General features: G+C 68.8%; 16 protein-coding genes. 11 read left to right on the top strand and 5 right to left on the bottom strand.

The annotated features are described in order from the left end of the window. Position 1: 1 nt before the first annotated feature. Genes ACWDNU_RS11750 through ACWDNU_RS11710 form a run of 9 tightly spaced genes read left to right on the top strand, consistent with a single transcriptional unit; the run spans position 2 to position 10280 of the window. Positions 2 to 1381 (top strand): B12-binding domain-containing radical SAM protein, encoded by a 1380-nt coding sequence (locus ACWDNU_RS11750; RefSeq protein ID WP_449668762.1) that lies wholly within the window; start codon positions 2 to 4, stop codon positions 1379 to 1381. A gap of 4 nt (positions 1382 to 1385) precedes the next feature. Then, entirely contained in the window at positions 1386 to 2765 is a 1380-nt protein-coding gene (locus ACWDNU_RS11745; protein ID WP_449668761.1) for a coproporphyrinogen-III oxidase family protein, read from the top strand. Beyond that, positions 2762 to 4132 carry a radical SAM family heme chaperone HemW gene (gene hemW, locus ACWDNU_RS11740; protein ID WP_449668760.1) on the top strand — a complete coding sequence of 457 codons (1371 nt, stop codon included), beginning with the start codon at positions 2762 to 2764 and terminating at the stop codon, positions 4130 to 4132. The genes ACWDNU_RS11745 and hemW overlap by 4 nt, the downstream gene beginning before the upstream one ends. A 1-nt stretch (position 4133) precedes the next feature. After that, positions 4134 to 5318 (top strand): flavodoxin family protein, encoded by a 1185-nt coding sequence (locus tag ACWDNU_RS11735; protein ID WP_449668759.1) that lies wholly within the window; start codon positions 4134 to 4136, stop codon positions 5316 to 5318. Continuing rightward, positions 5315 to 6133, top strand: a complete 819-nt coding sequence (locus ACWDNU_RS11730) for an alpha/beta fold hydrolase (RefSeq protein ID WP_449668758.1) — start codon at positions 5315 to 5317, stop codon at positions 6131 to 6133. Before ACWDNU_RS11735 ends, ACWDNU_RS11730 begins: the two co-directional genes overlap by 4 nt. 56 nt (positions 6134 to 6189) lie before the next feature. Then, on the top strand, positions 6190 to 7422 hold the full coding sequence (locus tag ACWDNU_RS11725; protein WP_449668757.1) for an MFS transporter: 1233 nt from the start codon (positions 6190 to 6192) through the stop codon (positions 7420 to 7422). Further along, a complete protein-coding gene (locus tag ACWDNU_RS11720; protein WP_449668756.1) occupies positions 7419 to 8093 on the top strand; it encodes a DNA alkylation repair protein in 675 nt (224 codons plus the stop codon). The genes ACWDNU_RS11725 and ACWDNU_RS11720 overlap by 4 nt, the downstream gene beginning before the upstream one ends. Positions 8094 to 8097: 4 nt before the next feature. Then, positions 8098 to 9159, top strand: coding sequence for an LLM class flavin-dependent oxidoreductase (locus tag ACWDNU_RS11715; protein ID WP_449668755.1), 1062 nt, complete (start codon positions 8098 to 8100; stop codon positions 9157 to 9159). Further along, the gene (locus ACWDNU_RS11710) at positions 9156 to 10280 is read left to right on the top strand and encodes an alpha/beta hydrolase family protein (RefSeq protein ID WP_449668754.1); all 1125 of its coding nucleotides are present in this window, start codon (positions 9156 to 9158) and stop codon (positions 10278 to 10280) included. Before ACWDNU_RS11715 ends, ACWDNU_RS11710 begins: the two co-directional genes overlap by 4 nt. A 49-nt stretch (positions 10281 to 10329) precedes the next feature. Here the strand turns inward: ACWDNU_RS11710 and ACWDNU_RS11705 are convergent, their stop codons facing one another. The 3 genes from ACWDNU_RS11705 to ACWDNU_RS11695 form a co-directional block, all read right to left on the bottom strand. Beyond that, positions 10330 to 10983, bottom strand: coding sequence for a response regulator (locus ACWDNU_RS11705; protein WP_370937675.1), 654 nt, complete (start codon positions 10981 to 10983; stop codon positions 10330 to 10332). A gap of 10 nt (positions 10984 to 10993) precedes the next feature. Further along, positions 10994 to 11653 (bottom strand): sensor histidine kinase, encoded by a 660-nt coding sequence (locus ACWDNU_RS11700; RefSeq protein WP_370937674.1) that lies wholly within the window; start codon positions 11651 to 11653, stop codon positions 10994 to 10996. A gap of 354 nt (positions 11654 to 12007) precedes the next feature. Next, positions 12008 to 12166 carry a hypothetical protein gene (locus ACWDNU_RS11695; protein ID WP_449668753.1) on the bottom strand — a complete coding sequence of 53 codons (159 nt, stop codon included), beginning with the start codon at positions 12164 to 12166 and terminating at the stop codon, positions 12008 to 12010. Between the two features lie 19 nt (positions 12167 to 12185). Here ACWDNU_RS11695 and ACWDNU_RS11690 point away from each other — a divergent pair, with 19 nt between their 5' ends. After that, entirely contained in the window at positions 12186 to 12578 is a 393-nt protein-coding gene (locus ACWDNU_RS11690) for a hypothetical protein (protein ID WP_449668752.1), read from the top strand. A gap of 251 nt (positions 12579 to 12829) precedes the next feature. Here the strand turns inward: ACWDNU_RS11690 and ACWDNU_RS11685 are convergent, their stop codons facing one another. After that, complete coding sequence (locus tag ACWDNU_RS11685) at positions 12830 to 13123, bottom strand: hypothetical protein (protein WP_449668751.1); 294 nt, start codon at positions 13121 to 13123, stop codon at positions 12830 to 12832. Between the two features lie 10 nt (positions 13124 to 13133). On the opposite strand from ACWDNU_RS11685, the gene ACWDNU_RS11680 reads away from it, so the two are divergent. After that, a complete protein-coding gene (locus ACWDNU_RS11680; RefSeq protein ID WP_449668750.1) occupies positions 13134 to 13475 on the top strand; it encodes a hypothetical protein in 342 nt (113 codons plus the stop codon). Positions 13476 to 13536: 61 nt separating this feature from the next. Here ACWDNU_RS11680 and ACWDNU_RS11675 read toward each other — a convergent pair. Then, on the bottom strand, positions 13537 to 14385 hold an 849-nt coding region (locus ACWDNU_RS11675; protein WP_449668749.1), incomplete at its 5' end, for an ROK family protein.

The raw sequence follows: 14385 nt of genomic DNA, 5'->3' as shown, positions 1-14385 counted from the left end.
CATGCGTGTCTTGTTGATCGCCACCAACCGGGAGTCCCGCCCGTCCTACGCGGTGCCCGCCGGGGTGGCCTACCTCCAGAACGCCCTGCTCGAAGCCGGGCACGAGGCGCGGATCCTCGACCTGTGCTTCGAACCGGACGAACGGCTCGGGCCGCTCGTCGCCGAGACCGTGCGGGAGTTCGATCCGGCGCTGATCGGGGTGTCCATCCGCAACGTGGACAACGAGACTTACCTGCGCTACCGGGGAAATCTCGGCGACGTCCGCATCGTGATCGAGGCCTGTCGCGACACCTCGGCCGCTCCCGTCGTGCTGGGCGGCTCGGCGTTTTCGCTGATGCCCACCGAAATCATGCACGTCCTGGGCGTCGACCTCGGCGTGGTCGGCGAGGGCGAACCGGCGATCGTGGCGCTGGCCGACGCGATCGGCAAGGGCGAGCCGATCGACAGCGCGCCCGGGCTGATCCGGCTGGTCGACGGCGAACTGGTCGCGGCCGAACCGGCGCGGGTGGCCGACCCGGCGAGCATCCGGGCCCCGCGCACGTTCGTGCCGGATCCGCGCTACTTCAGCATGAAGGTGGTCGGCCCGCAGCCGACATACGGCATCCAGACCAAACGCGGCTGCACTTTCCGCTGTTCGTACTGCCCGGTGCCGTCGATCGAGGGCAAACGGTTCCGGCTGCGCTCGCCGAAGGAGATCGTGGACGAGATGCGGCACGTCCGGGATCTGGCGGGGGTGCGGCGGTTCTTCATCACCGACAGCATCTTCAACCTGCCCCGGCGGCACGCGATCGCGGTCTGCCGCGAGCTGGTCAAGGCCGATCTCGGCGTCGGCTGGATGGCCTACACCAACCCGTTGCAGTACGACGACGAGCTGACCGGCCTTTTCAAAGAAGCGGGCTGCGAGACGCTGAACTTCGGCCTGGACGCCGGCTGCGACGAGATGCTCACCAGCCTGCAAAAGGACTTCAGCCGCGCGGACATCGTCAACGCCACCGCCTGCGCGCACCGTTCCGGGCTGCGCATCGTGCATTCCCTGCTGCTGGGCGGGCCGGGGGAGACCGTCGACACGGTGAAGTCCACTTTGGACACGATGGCCGAATGCCGTCCGCACGTGCTCACCATCGCCTTCGGCATCCGGCTCTACCCGCAGACCCCGCTGTGGCACGCGCTGGGCAAGGCCGAGGGCAGCGTGGACATGCTGATGCCGCTGTTCTATGTGGACGAAGCGCTCGGCGGGGACGAGTGCTCGCGGATCCTCCAGCTGATCGACGCCTTCATCGCCGAGCACCCGGAGGTGATGGTGCGGATGAACTTCGACCAGAACAAGCTCGCGGCCGAGGTGGCCGCCAGTTCGCTGCGCGTTTCCAAGACACAGGGGTGAGTCGATGACAGCAACCCGGGAACCCGCGCTGCCGTTCGCGGCACGGGACCGCTACCCGATCATGTGCTACCCGATGCCGTGGGCGCCGCCGGACCACGCGGCGATCGCCGGGCAGATGGGCCTGGCCGCGCCGGCCCCGACGCCCGGGCCGAAGGCGATGTACATGCACATCCCGTTCTGCCAGTACCTGTGCGGGTTCTGCCCGTTCGTCAAGTACAAGCAGGACCCCGAACGCATCCGGCAGTACGTCGTCGACCTCAAGCGCGAGATGGACAACTACGCGGCCGCGGCGTACTTCGACGGCGCTTCGTTCGGTTCGCTGTACATGGGCGGCGGCACCGCCAGCATCCTCGAGCCGGAGCAGTTGGCCGATCTGGTGGGGCACGCCCGGCAGCGGTTCTCCTTCGTCGGCGACGCGGAGTTCACCCTCGAATGCAGCCCGATCACCGTGACCGACGACAAGCTCCGGCAGGTCGCGGCGGCCGGGATCAACCGGGTCAGCTTCGGCGTGCAGACCTTCGACGACGAGATCGGCCGGGCCAGCGACGTCGCCCAGGACGGCGACACCTCGCGCCGGGTGATCGGCTGGGCCCAGTCCGCGGGCATCGACCACATCAGCATCGACCTGATCTACAACCTGCCCGGCCAGACCGCGGCGCACGTCCGGTCCGACATCGAGAGCGCGCTGGCCGCGGGCGTCAAGCAGGTCACCATGTTCCCGCTGTCGGTGATGCCGCACACCAAGCTGTTCCGGGACGTCCACGAGCGCAAGATCGCCAGCGTCGGCGAACTCGGCCACGAGCTGGAACTGGCCCGCGCGGCCACCGACCACCTCGGCGACCTCGGGCTGGTGCAGACGTCCGTGCCGGACTTCTCGCTGCCGGAGGTCACCTACCGGCACGCGCGCATCCATTTCGAGCAGTTCGAGGACCTGCTCGGGCTGGGAGCGGGCGCGATGGGGACGGTCAACGAGTACACCTACGTCAACGTCGCCGAACTCAAGCGCTATCGCGAGCTCACGGAGCGCGGCCTGCCGCCGATCAACGCCGGACAGCAGACGCCCGAACCGGAAAAGCCGCGCGCCACCATGGCGATGGGCCTGCGCATGCTCGAGGTCAAGCGCGCCACGTTCGTCGCCCGGCACGGCGCGCAGCCCGAGGACCTGTTCGGCCCGTTGCTGGCTGAGCTGGCGGAGCGGGACCTGATCACCGTCGACGAGGACGGCGTGCGGCTGACGCCGACCGGCACGTTGTTCGGCTACGACGTGGCCAAGGCCTTCTACTCCGACGAGATCAAGGCCGTCGGGCAGAAACTCGCCGAATCGCTCGCTCGCAAGCGGGACGTCATCGACCTGGACATCAAGGCCTCTGGAGGTGCCGCGTGAGCACGCCGACCATTCCCTACGCCAGCCGCGAGCGGATCTGCGTTTCGCACTACCCGCTGCCGGAAGCTCCGCCCCAGCCGGCTGATTTGGCCGCGCTGATGGAACTCGACCAGCCGAATCCGCGCCCCGGCCAGAACGCGATGTACGTGCACATCCCGTTCTGCGACAAGATCTGCAACTTCTGCCCGTTCAACAAGCAGCTGATGGACGAGGCGAAGATGGACGCCTACCTGCTGCGGCTGAACTCCGAGGTCTCCCGGTACGCCGAGACCCGGCGGGTGTCCTCGATGACGTTCGGGTCGCTGGCGATCGGCGGCGGCACGCCCAGCTGCATGACCGCCCGGCAGATGGCCGGTTTCCTGGAGCACTGCCAGGACCGGCTGCGCTTCGCCGACGACGCCGAATTCAGCATCGAGGGCAACCCGTCCAACTTCACCTACGACAAGCTCGTGGCCGCGCGGGAGGCGGGCTGCAACCGGATCAGCTTCGGCGTGCAGACGTTCAACGACGCGTTCGCCGCCACGCTGGAAATCCCACAAGAGCCGGAAACGTCCCGCGAGGCGACCCGGCAGGCCCGCCGGGCGGGCTACGACAACGTGGGCATCGACCTGATCTACAACCTGCCCGGCCAGACCGTCGAACAGTGGCGGGCCGACGTCCAGGAGGCCATCGACTGGCACTACGACCACGTCACCCTGTTCTCGCTGATCATCCCGCCGTTCACCCGCCTGCACTCGCTGATCGACAAGGAGAAGCTGGCCCGCCCCGGCGACCACGAGCACGAAGTGACGCTGTACCGGCTCGCCTCGCAGATGCTGCGCGACGCCGGTTACGAGCAGTACTCGGTGTACGACTTCGCTTTGCCCGGCAAGATCAACAAACACGCGGTGCTGTATTTCTCCGAACAGCGCGACCTGCTGGGCGTCGGCGCGGCCGCGTTCGGCTACCTGGGCCGGTACATGTACGTCAACAAGGGTCCGCTGGCGGAGTACGAGGGCTGCGTGGACGGCGGCGATCTCCCGGTGCTGATCGGCTCGAAGGCCGACCGCGACGAGGAAATGTGCGGGCAGATGGCCAAGGGGCTGCGCCTGTTCAGCGTCGACCGGCGGATGTTCCGCGAACTGTTCGACCGCGACGCGGTGGAGGTGTTCGCCGAGCAGATCGCCCGGTTGACCGCACAGGGCCTGCTCGTCGTCACCGACGAGGCGATCTCGCTTACCGAGGAGGGCGTGTTCTGGGGCAACAACGTGTGCCGCGAGTTCTTCTCCGAGCGCTTCGCCCAGGTCGAGGCGATCCCGCGCGAGGTGCTCGCGCGCGGGCGGCTGCTCAAGGACGGCCAGAAGATGCCGAAACGGCTGGATCGCTGACATGCGGACGAAGAACGTGCTCGGCATCTGCGGCTCGCCCAAGACCAGCGGGCCCAGCGCGAGCGAATTCCTGTGCCGGCAGGCGATGCGCGGCGCCGAGGAGGTCGGGGCCGCGACCCGGGTGATCCGGCTGGTCGACTACCCGATCGTCGACTGCGACGGATGCGGCGACTGCATGAACCGCACGCCGTGTCATCTGTTCAAGCGGCCGGAGGACCGCTACATCCAGCTGTACAAGCACATCAAATGGGCCGACGCGTTCGTCTTCGCCTCGCCGGTCTACGCGCTCGGGCTGCCCTTCACCTGGAAGCAGTGGCTGGACCGGTGCGAGCCGGCCAACGCCGACGAACTCCAGTACCAGTACTACAACTACGAGGTCGCCGCGGACGTCAAGGGCACCGCGTTCCAGGGCAAGGTGGCCGCGCAGATCGTCACCTCCGCGGGCATCGGGCAGGAATGGGCGATGGCGAGCCTGATGCCGCTGTGGACGAACGTGAAGCTGTCGGTGATCGCCAGCGTCGGGCTGAGCCTGATCGAGTTCGACGAGCAGCCGGGCATCCGCACCAAACCGTGGGGCCAGGGCGTGGAGAACGCCGAGTACGCGATCGAGATCAGCAGGCAGATCGGCCGCCGGGTCGCGGACGCGATCGGCTTCTCCACGTTCAACGTGAACGGTTCGTCGCCGCGGCTGGGCCGCAGCGACGGACGGGACATCAGCGAGCAGTTGACGTTGCTCACCGATCTGGCCGACCACCCGGCCGATGTCTCGGACGGCCCGGGCGATCTGACCGTGCTGGTGGTCGCGGGGCAGGCGAAGAGCGAGGAGGCGCAGCAGCGCATCGAGCGGATCCGCAAGCTGGCCCCGCAGCTGGACGTCCGGCTGGTGGCGGTGGTGGACCAGCTGCCGCATTTCATCACCCGCGACTTCGTGAAGGACAAGATCGCCGGACAGGGCCACCAGGTGCCGGTGCTGCTGGACTGGGACCGGGGGTTCAGCGGCGAGCTGGGCCTGTCGGCGAACGTGGAGCCTTACCTGATCGTGGTGGACCGCCTCGGCCGCCTGGTCCGGCAGATCTCCGGCACGCACACCACGCGCGACGCCGTCACCGAGGTGCTGGCGGTGAGCCGCGACGCCGCGGGCCAGGGCCCGGTGCCGGTCGAGATCGGAATGGGAGAACCCACATGACGCGAGAGCTGACCGCGCGCACCGCGGAGGGCAAGGTGGTCACGCTGCCGGACGGAGCCCAGCTCTTCGTCCGGGTGGACCACGGCGACCCGCGCGCGACGCCGATGGTTTTCCTGCACGGAAACCGGGACAATCACACGCATTTCGCCGAATTGGCGGCCCGGCTTTCGGGGGAACGACCGTGCGCGAGCGTGGACCTGCGCGGGCACGGGCTGTCCTCCAAAGAGGATGTTCCGCTGTCCGCCCAGCAGTGCGCCGACGACCTGGCGGCCGTGCTGGACGCGCTGGGTTGGCGCCGGGCCGTCGTGGTGGGACACTCGCTCGGTTCGGTGACCGCCATGGTTTTCGCGCTGGACCGACCGGTTCGGGTCAGCTCGCTGGTGCTGATGGGGGCGGCCGCGCACTACGAGATGAAGTGGAAGCGTCCGCCGGTCACCGAGGAGACCTACCGGGATGTCATCGCGGAATCCAACGAACGGGCGGGCCCGTTCTTCTTCCTGCCGCAGTACCCCGAGGTCGCGAAACGGGTCATCGCGAGCTGGTCGTGGGTGCCGTTCTCCGTGCACCGCAACCTCATTCAGCTGCGGCACCCTGATTTGAGGGAACGCATCGCCGGCATCACCGCGCCCACTCTGGTGATCGCGGGCGACCAGGACCGGAGCACTCCGGTCAGCAGCGCCGAACTCCTCGCCGAGCGCATTCCCGATGCGCGGCTGCACGTGGTTTCCGACGCTGGTCATTTCATGTTTCTGGAACACCCGGCCGAGGTCGCTTCGGCGATCCGGGACTTCGTGTCCGGCCCGTCGGGCGGATAACCCTTCCGCACGCGATGGCCCTGCCGGGAAAAGCCGTCGTGGCAAAGGAGAAAAGCATGGCCGAGCGAAGAACCGGCGAAGTCCGTCCCGACAGCGTCTGGCAGTCGCCGCACCGCAATACCCTTGCGGTGCTGACGGGCTGCGTGGTGCTGGTGTGGGCGGTGATGATGTCGGTCTTCCCGGCGCTGCCGCACATCGCCGCGGAGCTCAGGCTCGGATCCTCGAGTCTCGGCGCGCTGCTCGCGGTGTCGTCGCTGGTGATGACGGTGTTGAACGTCCCGGCCGGTGTGCTCGCCGACCGGTACGGCCGCAAACCGCCGATCACCGTCGGGCTCGGCGTCAGCGCGGTCGGCATCTTCCTCGCCGCGCTGTCGTCGTCCGGGCCCGCTTTGCTGATCGCCGGGTGGCTGGTGTTCGGCGTCGGCCGCGGCCTGTTCCTGTCGCCGACGTTCACCGTGCCCGCCGATCTGTTCTCCTTTCAGCAGCGCGGAAAGGCGATCGGCGTGCTCGCCGGGGGCATCGGCGCGGGTTCGGTGCTCGGGTACGTCCTCGGCGGATTGCTGGCCGCGGGCGGGAATTGGCAGCTGGTGCTCTGGGTGGACGGGGCGCTGCTGGCCGTAGCCACCGTGGCGGCCGCCCTGCTGCCGGAGAGCTTGAAAGAGAAGCTGCCGAGTACGTTGCCGAAGGCGTTCGCGCAGACGTTCACCTGGTTCGCCAACCGGACCGTGGTGGTGTCCGGTTTGGTGGCCGGAGTCGCGTTCGCGGTCGGCGTGGCCGCCACTTTCCTGGTGCCGTTCAGCTTGACCGCGCTGAACGCGTCCGCGTGGCTGATCGCGTTCGTGTTCATCCCGTACGAGGTCGTGGCGTCGGTCGGGACCACGGTGGCGGGCGCGATTTCGGACAAAATCGGCCGCAAGCCGGTGCTGATCGGGTGCATCGCGCTGGTCGTGGTGGCGCTGGCGCTGCTGCCGCTGGCGGGGGTGTCGGTGGTGAGCGTCGCGATCATCTACGCGTTCGTCGGACTGGCCGAAGGCCCGGCTATCTCGATGACCACCACCATGGTCACCGACGAGGTCCTGAAGCTGGACCCGCGCCGGGTCGGGTCCGCGCTCGGCGCCAACCGGCTGATCCAGGGCATCGGTCCCATTCTCGGCCCGGTGTTCGGCGGCCTGCTGGTGCAGGGAGTCGGCGTCGACGCCCGGTTCTGGGTGCTCGCTGGCGCCGGTGTGGTCGCGGTGGTGCTGGCTCTGGCGTTGCGCGGTGCGCCGGTGAAGGCGGTGGCCGCGTGAGTTCGGCGTCGCTGCGGAAAGAGTTCAAGGAAACCACTGCGGACGTGTCGGTGCCGCAATTGCGGAAGAACACAGCCGCGTTCTGGAAACGGCATCAAGCCGATCCCGAGACCGTGACGACCGCGCTGATCGGATTGTGGACCGGCGCTGCCGACACCAATCTCCGGATGGGCGTCGCGATGACGCTCGGGCCTGCCGCGGACACCGTCGCCGGGGCGATGGAATTCCTGCTCGGCACCGTGCCGGAGGACGGCGACTGGCGCGTGCAGGAGTCGCTGGCCAAAGGGTTCGACTGGTTCTGCGCCGTGCGCGGCTGGGAGAAATCCCTGCCGGTGATCGAGCAATGGCTGGGCCACGAACACCACAACGTGCGCCGGGCCGCGGCCGAGGGCCCGCGCGTGTGGACGAAACGCCCGTACTTCATCGACCACCCGGACCATGCTCTGGAACTACTGGGCCGATTGCGCGCCGATTCCAGCGACTACGTGCGCAAATCGGTGGGAAATTCGCTGTCCGACATCAGCAAGACCCATCCGGACCTGACCCTGGCCGCGCTCAGCGAATGGGCCGGGGATCCCGGGGCCGCCTGGGTGATCGCCCGCGCCTGCCGCCATCTGGCGAAAACGCGCGCCGAGCAGACAAAGCGGCTTCTCGCAGCGACGAAAGGATGAGCCCGTGGCCATCAGTTCCGACGTGTTCTCGCTCCCCACCTTCGCCGGGTCCGTGGACGGGCCGCCGACCGCCATGTTCCGGCGGATCAGCGAGCTGACCGTGCTCGCCGACCAGCTGGGCTTCGGCCGCGCGTGGTTCGCCGAGCACCATTTCCAGCCGCACGGCGGCATCCTGTCCGCGCCGGACGTGCTGATCGCCGCGCTGGCCGGGCGCGCGCCGCGGATCCGGTTCGGGCTCGGCGTCGTGCAGGTGCCCTACCACCATCCGCTGTCCGTCGCGGAGCGCGTCGCGACCCTCGACCAGGTCACCGGCGGCCGGGTCGAACTCGGGCTCGGACGGGCGTTCCTCAAATGCGAGTACGACGGCTTCGGGATTCCGATGACCGAAAGCCGCGCCCGGTTCGCCGAGGGCGTCGAAATCGTCCTCACCGCGCTGACCGGCAAGGAATTCGCGCATTCCGGCCGCTTTTTCGAGTTCCCCGAACTGCACGTGGAACCTGCGTGCGTGCAGGATCCGCCGCCGGTCTGGGTGGCCGCCGCGACCACGCCGGAGACGTTCGAATGGGCCGGGCGCAACGGGTTCAATCTGATGGTCGCGCCGCTGCTGTCGCCGGATCTGCCGTCGCTGGGCGAAAAAGTGCGGCTGTACCTGGACGCGTGGACCAAAGCGGAACAGCCGCAGATCGTGGTCAACGTGCATGTGCACGTGGCGGAGGACGACGAGCGGGCGCTGGCCGAGGCCGAGCCGCACCTGCGCCGGTACGTCGACGAAACCCGCGCGGCCGGTGCCTCGGCGATCGCCACCTTCCACCGCGACGGAGTCCCCGCCGACTTCGCGCACTACCCGGCGTTGGGCAAGCGCTGGTTCGACTTCACGGTGCGCGGCGCTGTCGAACGCGGCGCGGTGGCGGCTGGCTCGCCCGAGACCTGCCGACGCATTCTCCGCGAACTCGCCGACCAATTGCACTGCACCTCCGTTGCCGCCACCTTCGACTTCGGCCAGCCGCAGGAGCTGGTGGAGCGGTCCATGCGCCGCTACGCTGGCGAGGTCGCGGGCGCGCTGTGAGCGACTACCCGGTGCCGTTCCGGCTGGCGCTGCGGGTTCTCGGCGCGTTGAAGGTGCTGGGCCTGCGGCCGGGCGAACCGCTGCTGCCGCGCCTGCTGTTCATGGGCGCGGACCCCGGCGAAGCGGTGGATGCTCTGCGGCGCATCAAATCCGTGTCCGGCTGGGTGCGGGAATGGACCGCCCTCGGCGACCGGCACGAAGAGCTGGGGCAACGCGCCATCGACCGCGGCGACCCGGTGGGCGCGGTCGAAAGCCTGACCCGCGCCGTCGCCTACCTGCGGGTCGCCGAATACCTCGAAGCCGATGAAGAAGCGCGTCGCCGGTTGTGGACGCGCCTGGTGTCAGTGGCCGGGTTGGTCGCTGACCACAGCACGCCGCGCGTGGTGCGCCGGGAGACGCCGGTCCCGGCTTTCGTGAGCCTTCCGCCTGCGGCGGAGCCGGTGCCTTGCGTGCTGACCCTGGGCGGGGTGGACGGGGTGAAAGAGGAGTTCTTCGCCCTGCTCGCCGCTTACGCTTCCCGCGGCTGGGCCGGAGTCGCGCTAGACCTGCCCGGCCAAGGTGAGGTGCGGCGGTTCGACGGCGTGCCCTGGCGGGCTGATGCGGAGACCGTCGTGTCCGAGGTGCTCGACGACCTGGTCAAGATGCCGGAGATCGACCCGGACCGCATCGCGGTGGTCGGCGGCAGCGCGGGCGGCTATTTCGCCCTGCGGGTCGCGGCCACTGATCACCGGGTCGCGGGTTGTGCGGTGATTTCGGCTCCGGTGCGGCTTTTGGACGTCTACGAGTCTGCGCCGGAGCCGATTCCGCGCACTATGAGGTACAACCTGGCCGCGGAGTCCGACCAGGCGGCGCGGGAACGCTTGCGCGCCTTCGACGTGGTGCCGTTGCTCGGTGACATCGAATGCCCAGTGCTGCAGATCCACGGCGGGCGGGACGGGACGGTCCCTGTCGCGCAGAGCGAGCCGCTGCGGGCGGCGTTGGGGGAGCGGGTGCGCAGTGTGGTTTACGCGGATGGCGATCATCTGTGTTTCAACCATCGGCCTGCGTGGGAAGCGGAGCTGCGGGGCTGGCTGACCGCGCTTTTCGCTGAGCAGCGCCGGATGCCGGGTTCGAATCCGTAGCTCACGAGCTTTGCCCGGGCGGCGATCACCGTCGTTTCGGCCACCGCGCTCACCACTGCCGGATTCCGTGCTCGAATCCGTAGATCACCAGCTGCACCCGGTCGCGGCAGCACAGCTTCTCGTGCAGATGGCGGATGTGGCTCTTCACTGTCGTGTAGCTGATCATCAGGCGCTCGGCGATCTCCTCGTTGCGCAGCCCGGAGACGACCAGCTGCAGCACCTCCGCCTCGCGTTCGGTGAGGCCGCCCGGCATTTCGGCGGTCTCGCCGGGCGGCGGCTGGGCCACGAACGCGGAGATCAGCCGCACGGTGGAGCTCGGGGAGAGCAGCGCCTCGCCCGAATGCGCGGCCCGCAGCGCGGCGATGATCTTGTCCGGCGGTGAATCCTTGACGATGAAGCCGACCGCACCCCGGCGCAGGGCGGTGAAGAGGTACTCGTCGTGGTCGAACATCGTGAACATCACGACTTTCACGCCGTCGCAGCCGCCGGGGCCGGTGATGTGCGAGAGCGCGTCCAGTCCGTTCATGCCGGGCATGCGGATGTCCATCAGCACCACGTCCGGCTTGAGCCGGCGGCACAGTTCCACCGCTTGCCCGCCGTCCCCGGCTTCGCCGACGACGGTCATTCCGGCGCGTTCGCACAGCACGCTGCGCAAGCCGATCCGGACCAGCGGCAGGTCGTCCACGAGCAGCACCCGGATCATGGCGGGCGGTTCAGCGGGGAAGGGACACTTCGAGGACGAACCGGCCGGCGGATCTTCGGCGCGTGGTCACCCGGCCGCCGCATCGGGTGACGGCCAGCGCCAGGCCGCGCAGGCCGTGCCCGCGATCGAGTTCGCGGTGCGCGGGCCGTTCGGGCACTCCGCCGCTCACGATCGTCACCACGATTTCGCCGCCGAATTCGACCAGAATCGACACGCGCCCGCCCGCCCGGTGTTTCGCCGCATTGGAAATTCCCTCCATTACGATGCGCTCGAGCAGAAGTTCCTGCGCTGATGAAATGTCCGGGCAATCGGGCCCGCGCACTGTCGCCGACACGTCGGCCACCTCGCGCGGAATCCGGGACGGGATTTCCCGGACCCAGTCGGCGACCCCGCGCGGCGACGGATTCGCGGCGCTTCCGGAGCGCAACAGTCCCGACACGCGCCGCAGATCCCGCAGCGCCGCTTCGGCCATGCCGGTGAGCAGCGCCAGCTCGGCCTGGCTGCAGCCGCCGCCTTTTTCGCTCCACAGCCGGGTCTGCGCGGTCATCAGGACGAGATGGTGCCCGACGAGATCGTGCAGGAGGTCGCCGACGTGACGGAGGTCCGGTCGCGGTTGGACAGTTTCCGGCACCGGCCGCGACAGCGCCGACGGTCGTGTTTCCGCCCCCATTGGTCCCCCTGAGTCGTGGCCCCCCGCACGGTATTCGATTTTCCGCAGACGGATGCTACCCGACCCGGGGACGTGTCGCCTAATGGTTGCAAAACCCGGGAGCACTTCTCGGGGAATGATCAAAAAATGTGTTATCAGCGCGCTCGATCGATTACGGACGGGAGGCGGCGGCTGATCGGGTATTGCTGCGAATGGCCGAACATCCGTTTCGGGCGCGGAACTCGGTTCGTTCCGACCGGCATGGGGCGGCGCCGGAAAACTGTTGTTTGCGTGTTTTGCTCGAGTTCAGGCACCGGGCGCAGCCGCCGCATCGGGAACAGTGCAGCGTGGCGGCGACAGAATAGGGCCCGGCGTTCACCTTTTCGGCAGCGGCAGCACGTTGAGCGTCCGGTCGTTGACGGTGACGTCGAAACCGTCCTTCCTGACGTCGAAACCGAGCTGCGCCGGGTCGGCCTCCGGCAGCGCCGCGCCGAGCTTGGCCAGCGGGATGCCGCCTTCCTTGGCGATCTTCATTCGGTACAGCCGGTTGTAGATGTCCGCGTCCGGCCGCGGTGCCCTTCACCGCGCCCACCCGGGCGTTGGTGAGTTCGGCGAGCAACGCCTGGTATTCGGGGCCCGCCCGGTCGACGCTGACCGCGAAACCCCGCTGCGGCAACGGCCCGCCTCTGACCGTTCCCTCCGCGATCGTTCTGTCGGCGACCCGGACGTCGGCGGCTCCGAGCGCGTCGAACCGCTTGAGAAAGGCCTCTTCGAGCGGAAGAAGCTGCAGGTCCCGGGCGCGCTTGCCGAGCGCGATCGCGACGTTGGAGTCGATGATGCGCGTGCCGGACCGCACCGCGGGCGAGAGGACGAGCGTCTCGCCCCGCCGAGCGGGCCGATCCCCTTGAGCTGCAACAGGGCCAGACCGGCCATCGTCGCCGCCTGAACCAGCAGCAAGGTTTTGAGGACGGCCACGTTCGCCCACGCACCTGCTCGGCAGTCGCAACACCGGGATGTGGCCATCCGTCGGGGTCGCGGAGTGCCGTCACCGCCGCGTCACCCCGGAATCCGCCGGGGCCGCAGGAGTGCATTCCGAGGCGCATGTTCGCAGTCCCCGGGTGTGCGCCGGGGACTGCGAACACGGCGCGGCGCGAAACGATCCGGACCCGGCCGAGCGGGGGCCTCTCGGACGACGGGTCAGGACTGGTGGTGAACCAGGGTCGCACCGGTCCGGAAGTCCTCGAGAACCGCGGTGATCTCCTTGTGCCGCAGCACGCACGTGTACCCGGGATCGTGCTCGATCTTCACCTGGACGGGGAACTTGGCGGTCCCGGCGACGGTGCCGTCCTTGATCGGGTAGTCCGCCGTGGTCCGGCCGGTCGCGGAGGCGTGGACGTCGAGAGTTGTTTCGCCGTTGGTGCAGAAGGCCTTCACATCGGCGGTCAACTTAGTGGAAATCGTGGTGGTGCTGCGTTCCAACGCCACATCCACCTCTCGGAACGTGACAGTGGCGACGGTTCCGTCCCAGCCGACCAGGACCACCCTCGGCGACACCGTCGCGGGCCGGGTGCGCGCCATGCAGCGCGGCCTGGATACCGTGGCCCGCGAACAGATCCCGCCGATCGATCAGGAGACGGTGTTCTCCCGCGCCCTGCCGTACACGGTGATCAGCGGCCGGGCCGACAACTGGATCCGCGCCTTCCGCGACATGGACCCGTCGGCCGATTCCCAGCCCGGGCTGTACTGGTTCGCCGGCTACGACCGCGACCGCAACCTGCACCGTTTCGCCGCGCAGTTCCCGTTCTTCATCACCGCGCTGGAAGGCGCGTTCAACCCCCGCTAGCGGATGCCGAACGGCCGCTTCGACTGTGTCGAGGCGGCCGTTCGTCTGTCCGAGGTTCCGCTCAGATCCGGCGGATGGCCGCCAGCGGGTCGGCGTAGAGCGCGCTGAGCGAGGTGACGACGGCGGCGAATTCCTGCACCTTGCCGCCGAATCCGCTGATCCGGATGTCGGTGGGCGGGAGCTGGGTGCTCTGGGTGAAGGCCCTGGCGACGTGCGGCAGCGCGGGGCGGTACCCGGTGAACGCCTGGCCGCCGAGGACGACGCGGTCGGGGTTGAGCATGTCGCGGACCAGCGCGACGGTCTGCCCGAGCATCGTGGCCCGCTCCGCGAGCAGTTCCCGCGCGCCGTCGGACCCGGACTCGGCGGCCCGGTACAGGTCGGCGATGGTGGTGCCCGCGGTGCCGTTGTGCGCGGGGATGATGCCGCGGCCGACGGCCCTGGCCTGCAGCGCGCGATCGCCGACGGTCACTTCCAAGCAGCCGCGACGGCCGCAGGTGCACTGCACGTCCGAGCCGGTGGGCAGGTGCGCGATGGAACCGGGGCCGTTGTTCGGGGTGTGCACGCGGCCGTCGAGGGTGACGGCGATGCCCGCGGTCTCGCGGACGTAGAAGTAGAGGCTGCTGCCGTTCTGGGTGGCGGGCAGTTCGGTGTCGGGCTCGGGCCTGCGCGCGTCGAAGGTCGGCAGCAGCAGCTCCGAGGCGGCCATCGCCTCGACGTGCGGCGCGACCGAGACCGGCAGCTCCAGCACGTCACCGAGCACCTGACCGATCGGGGCGCCCTTCCATTCCAGCTTGGGATGGTCGACCACCCCGGTGTGCGAATCGACGCGACCGCCGATGGCGACGCCCGCCCACACCCAGAGATGGGGCTTCCCTTGTGGTTGGTGTACAGGTGGTGCATGGCTGTCGTC

The organism is Amycolatopsis sp. NPDC003676 (assembly GCF_053587275.1).
This window is presented reverse-complemented; position numbering and strand designations above follow the sequence as displayed.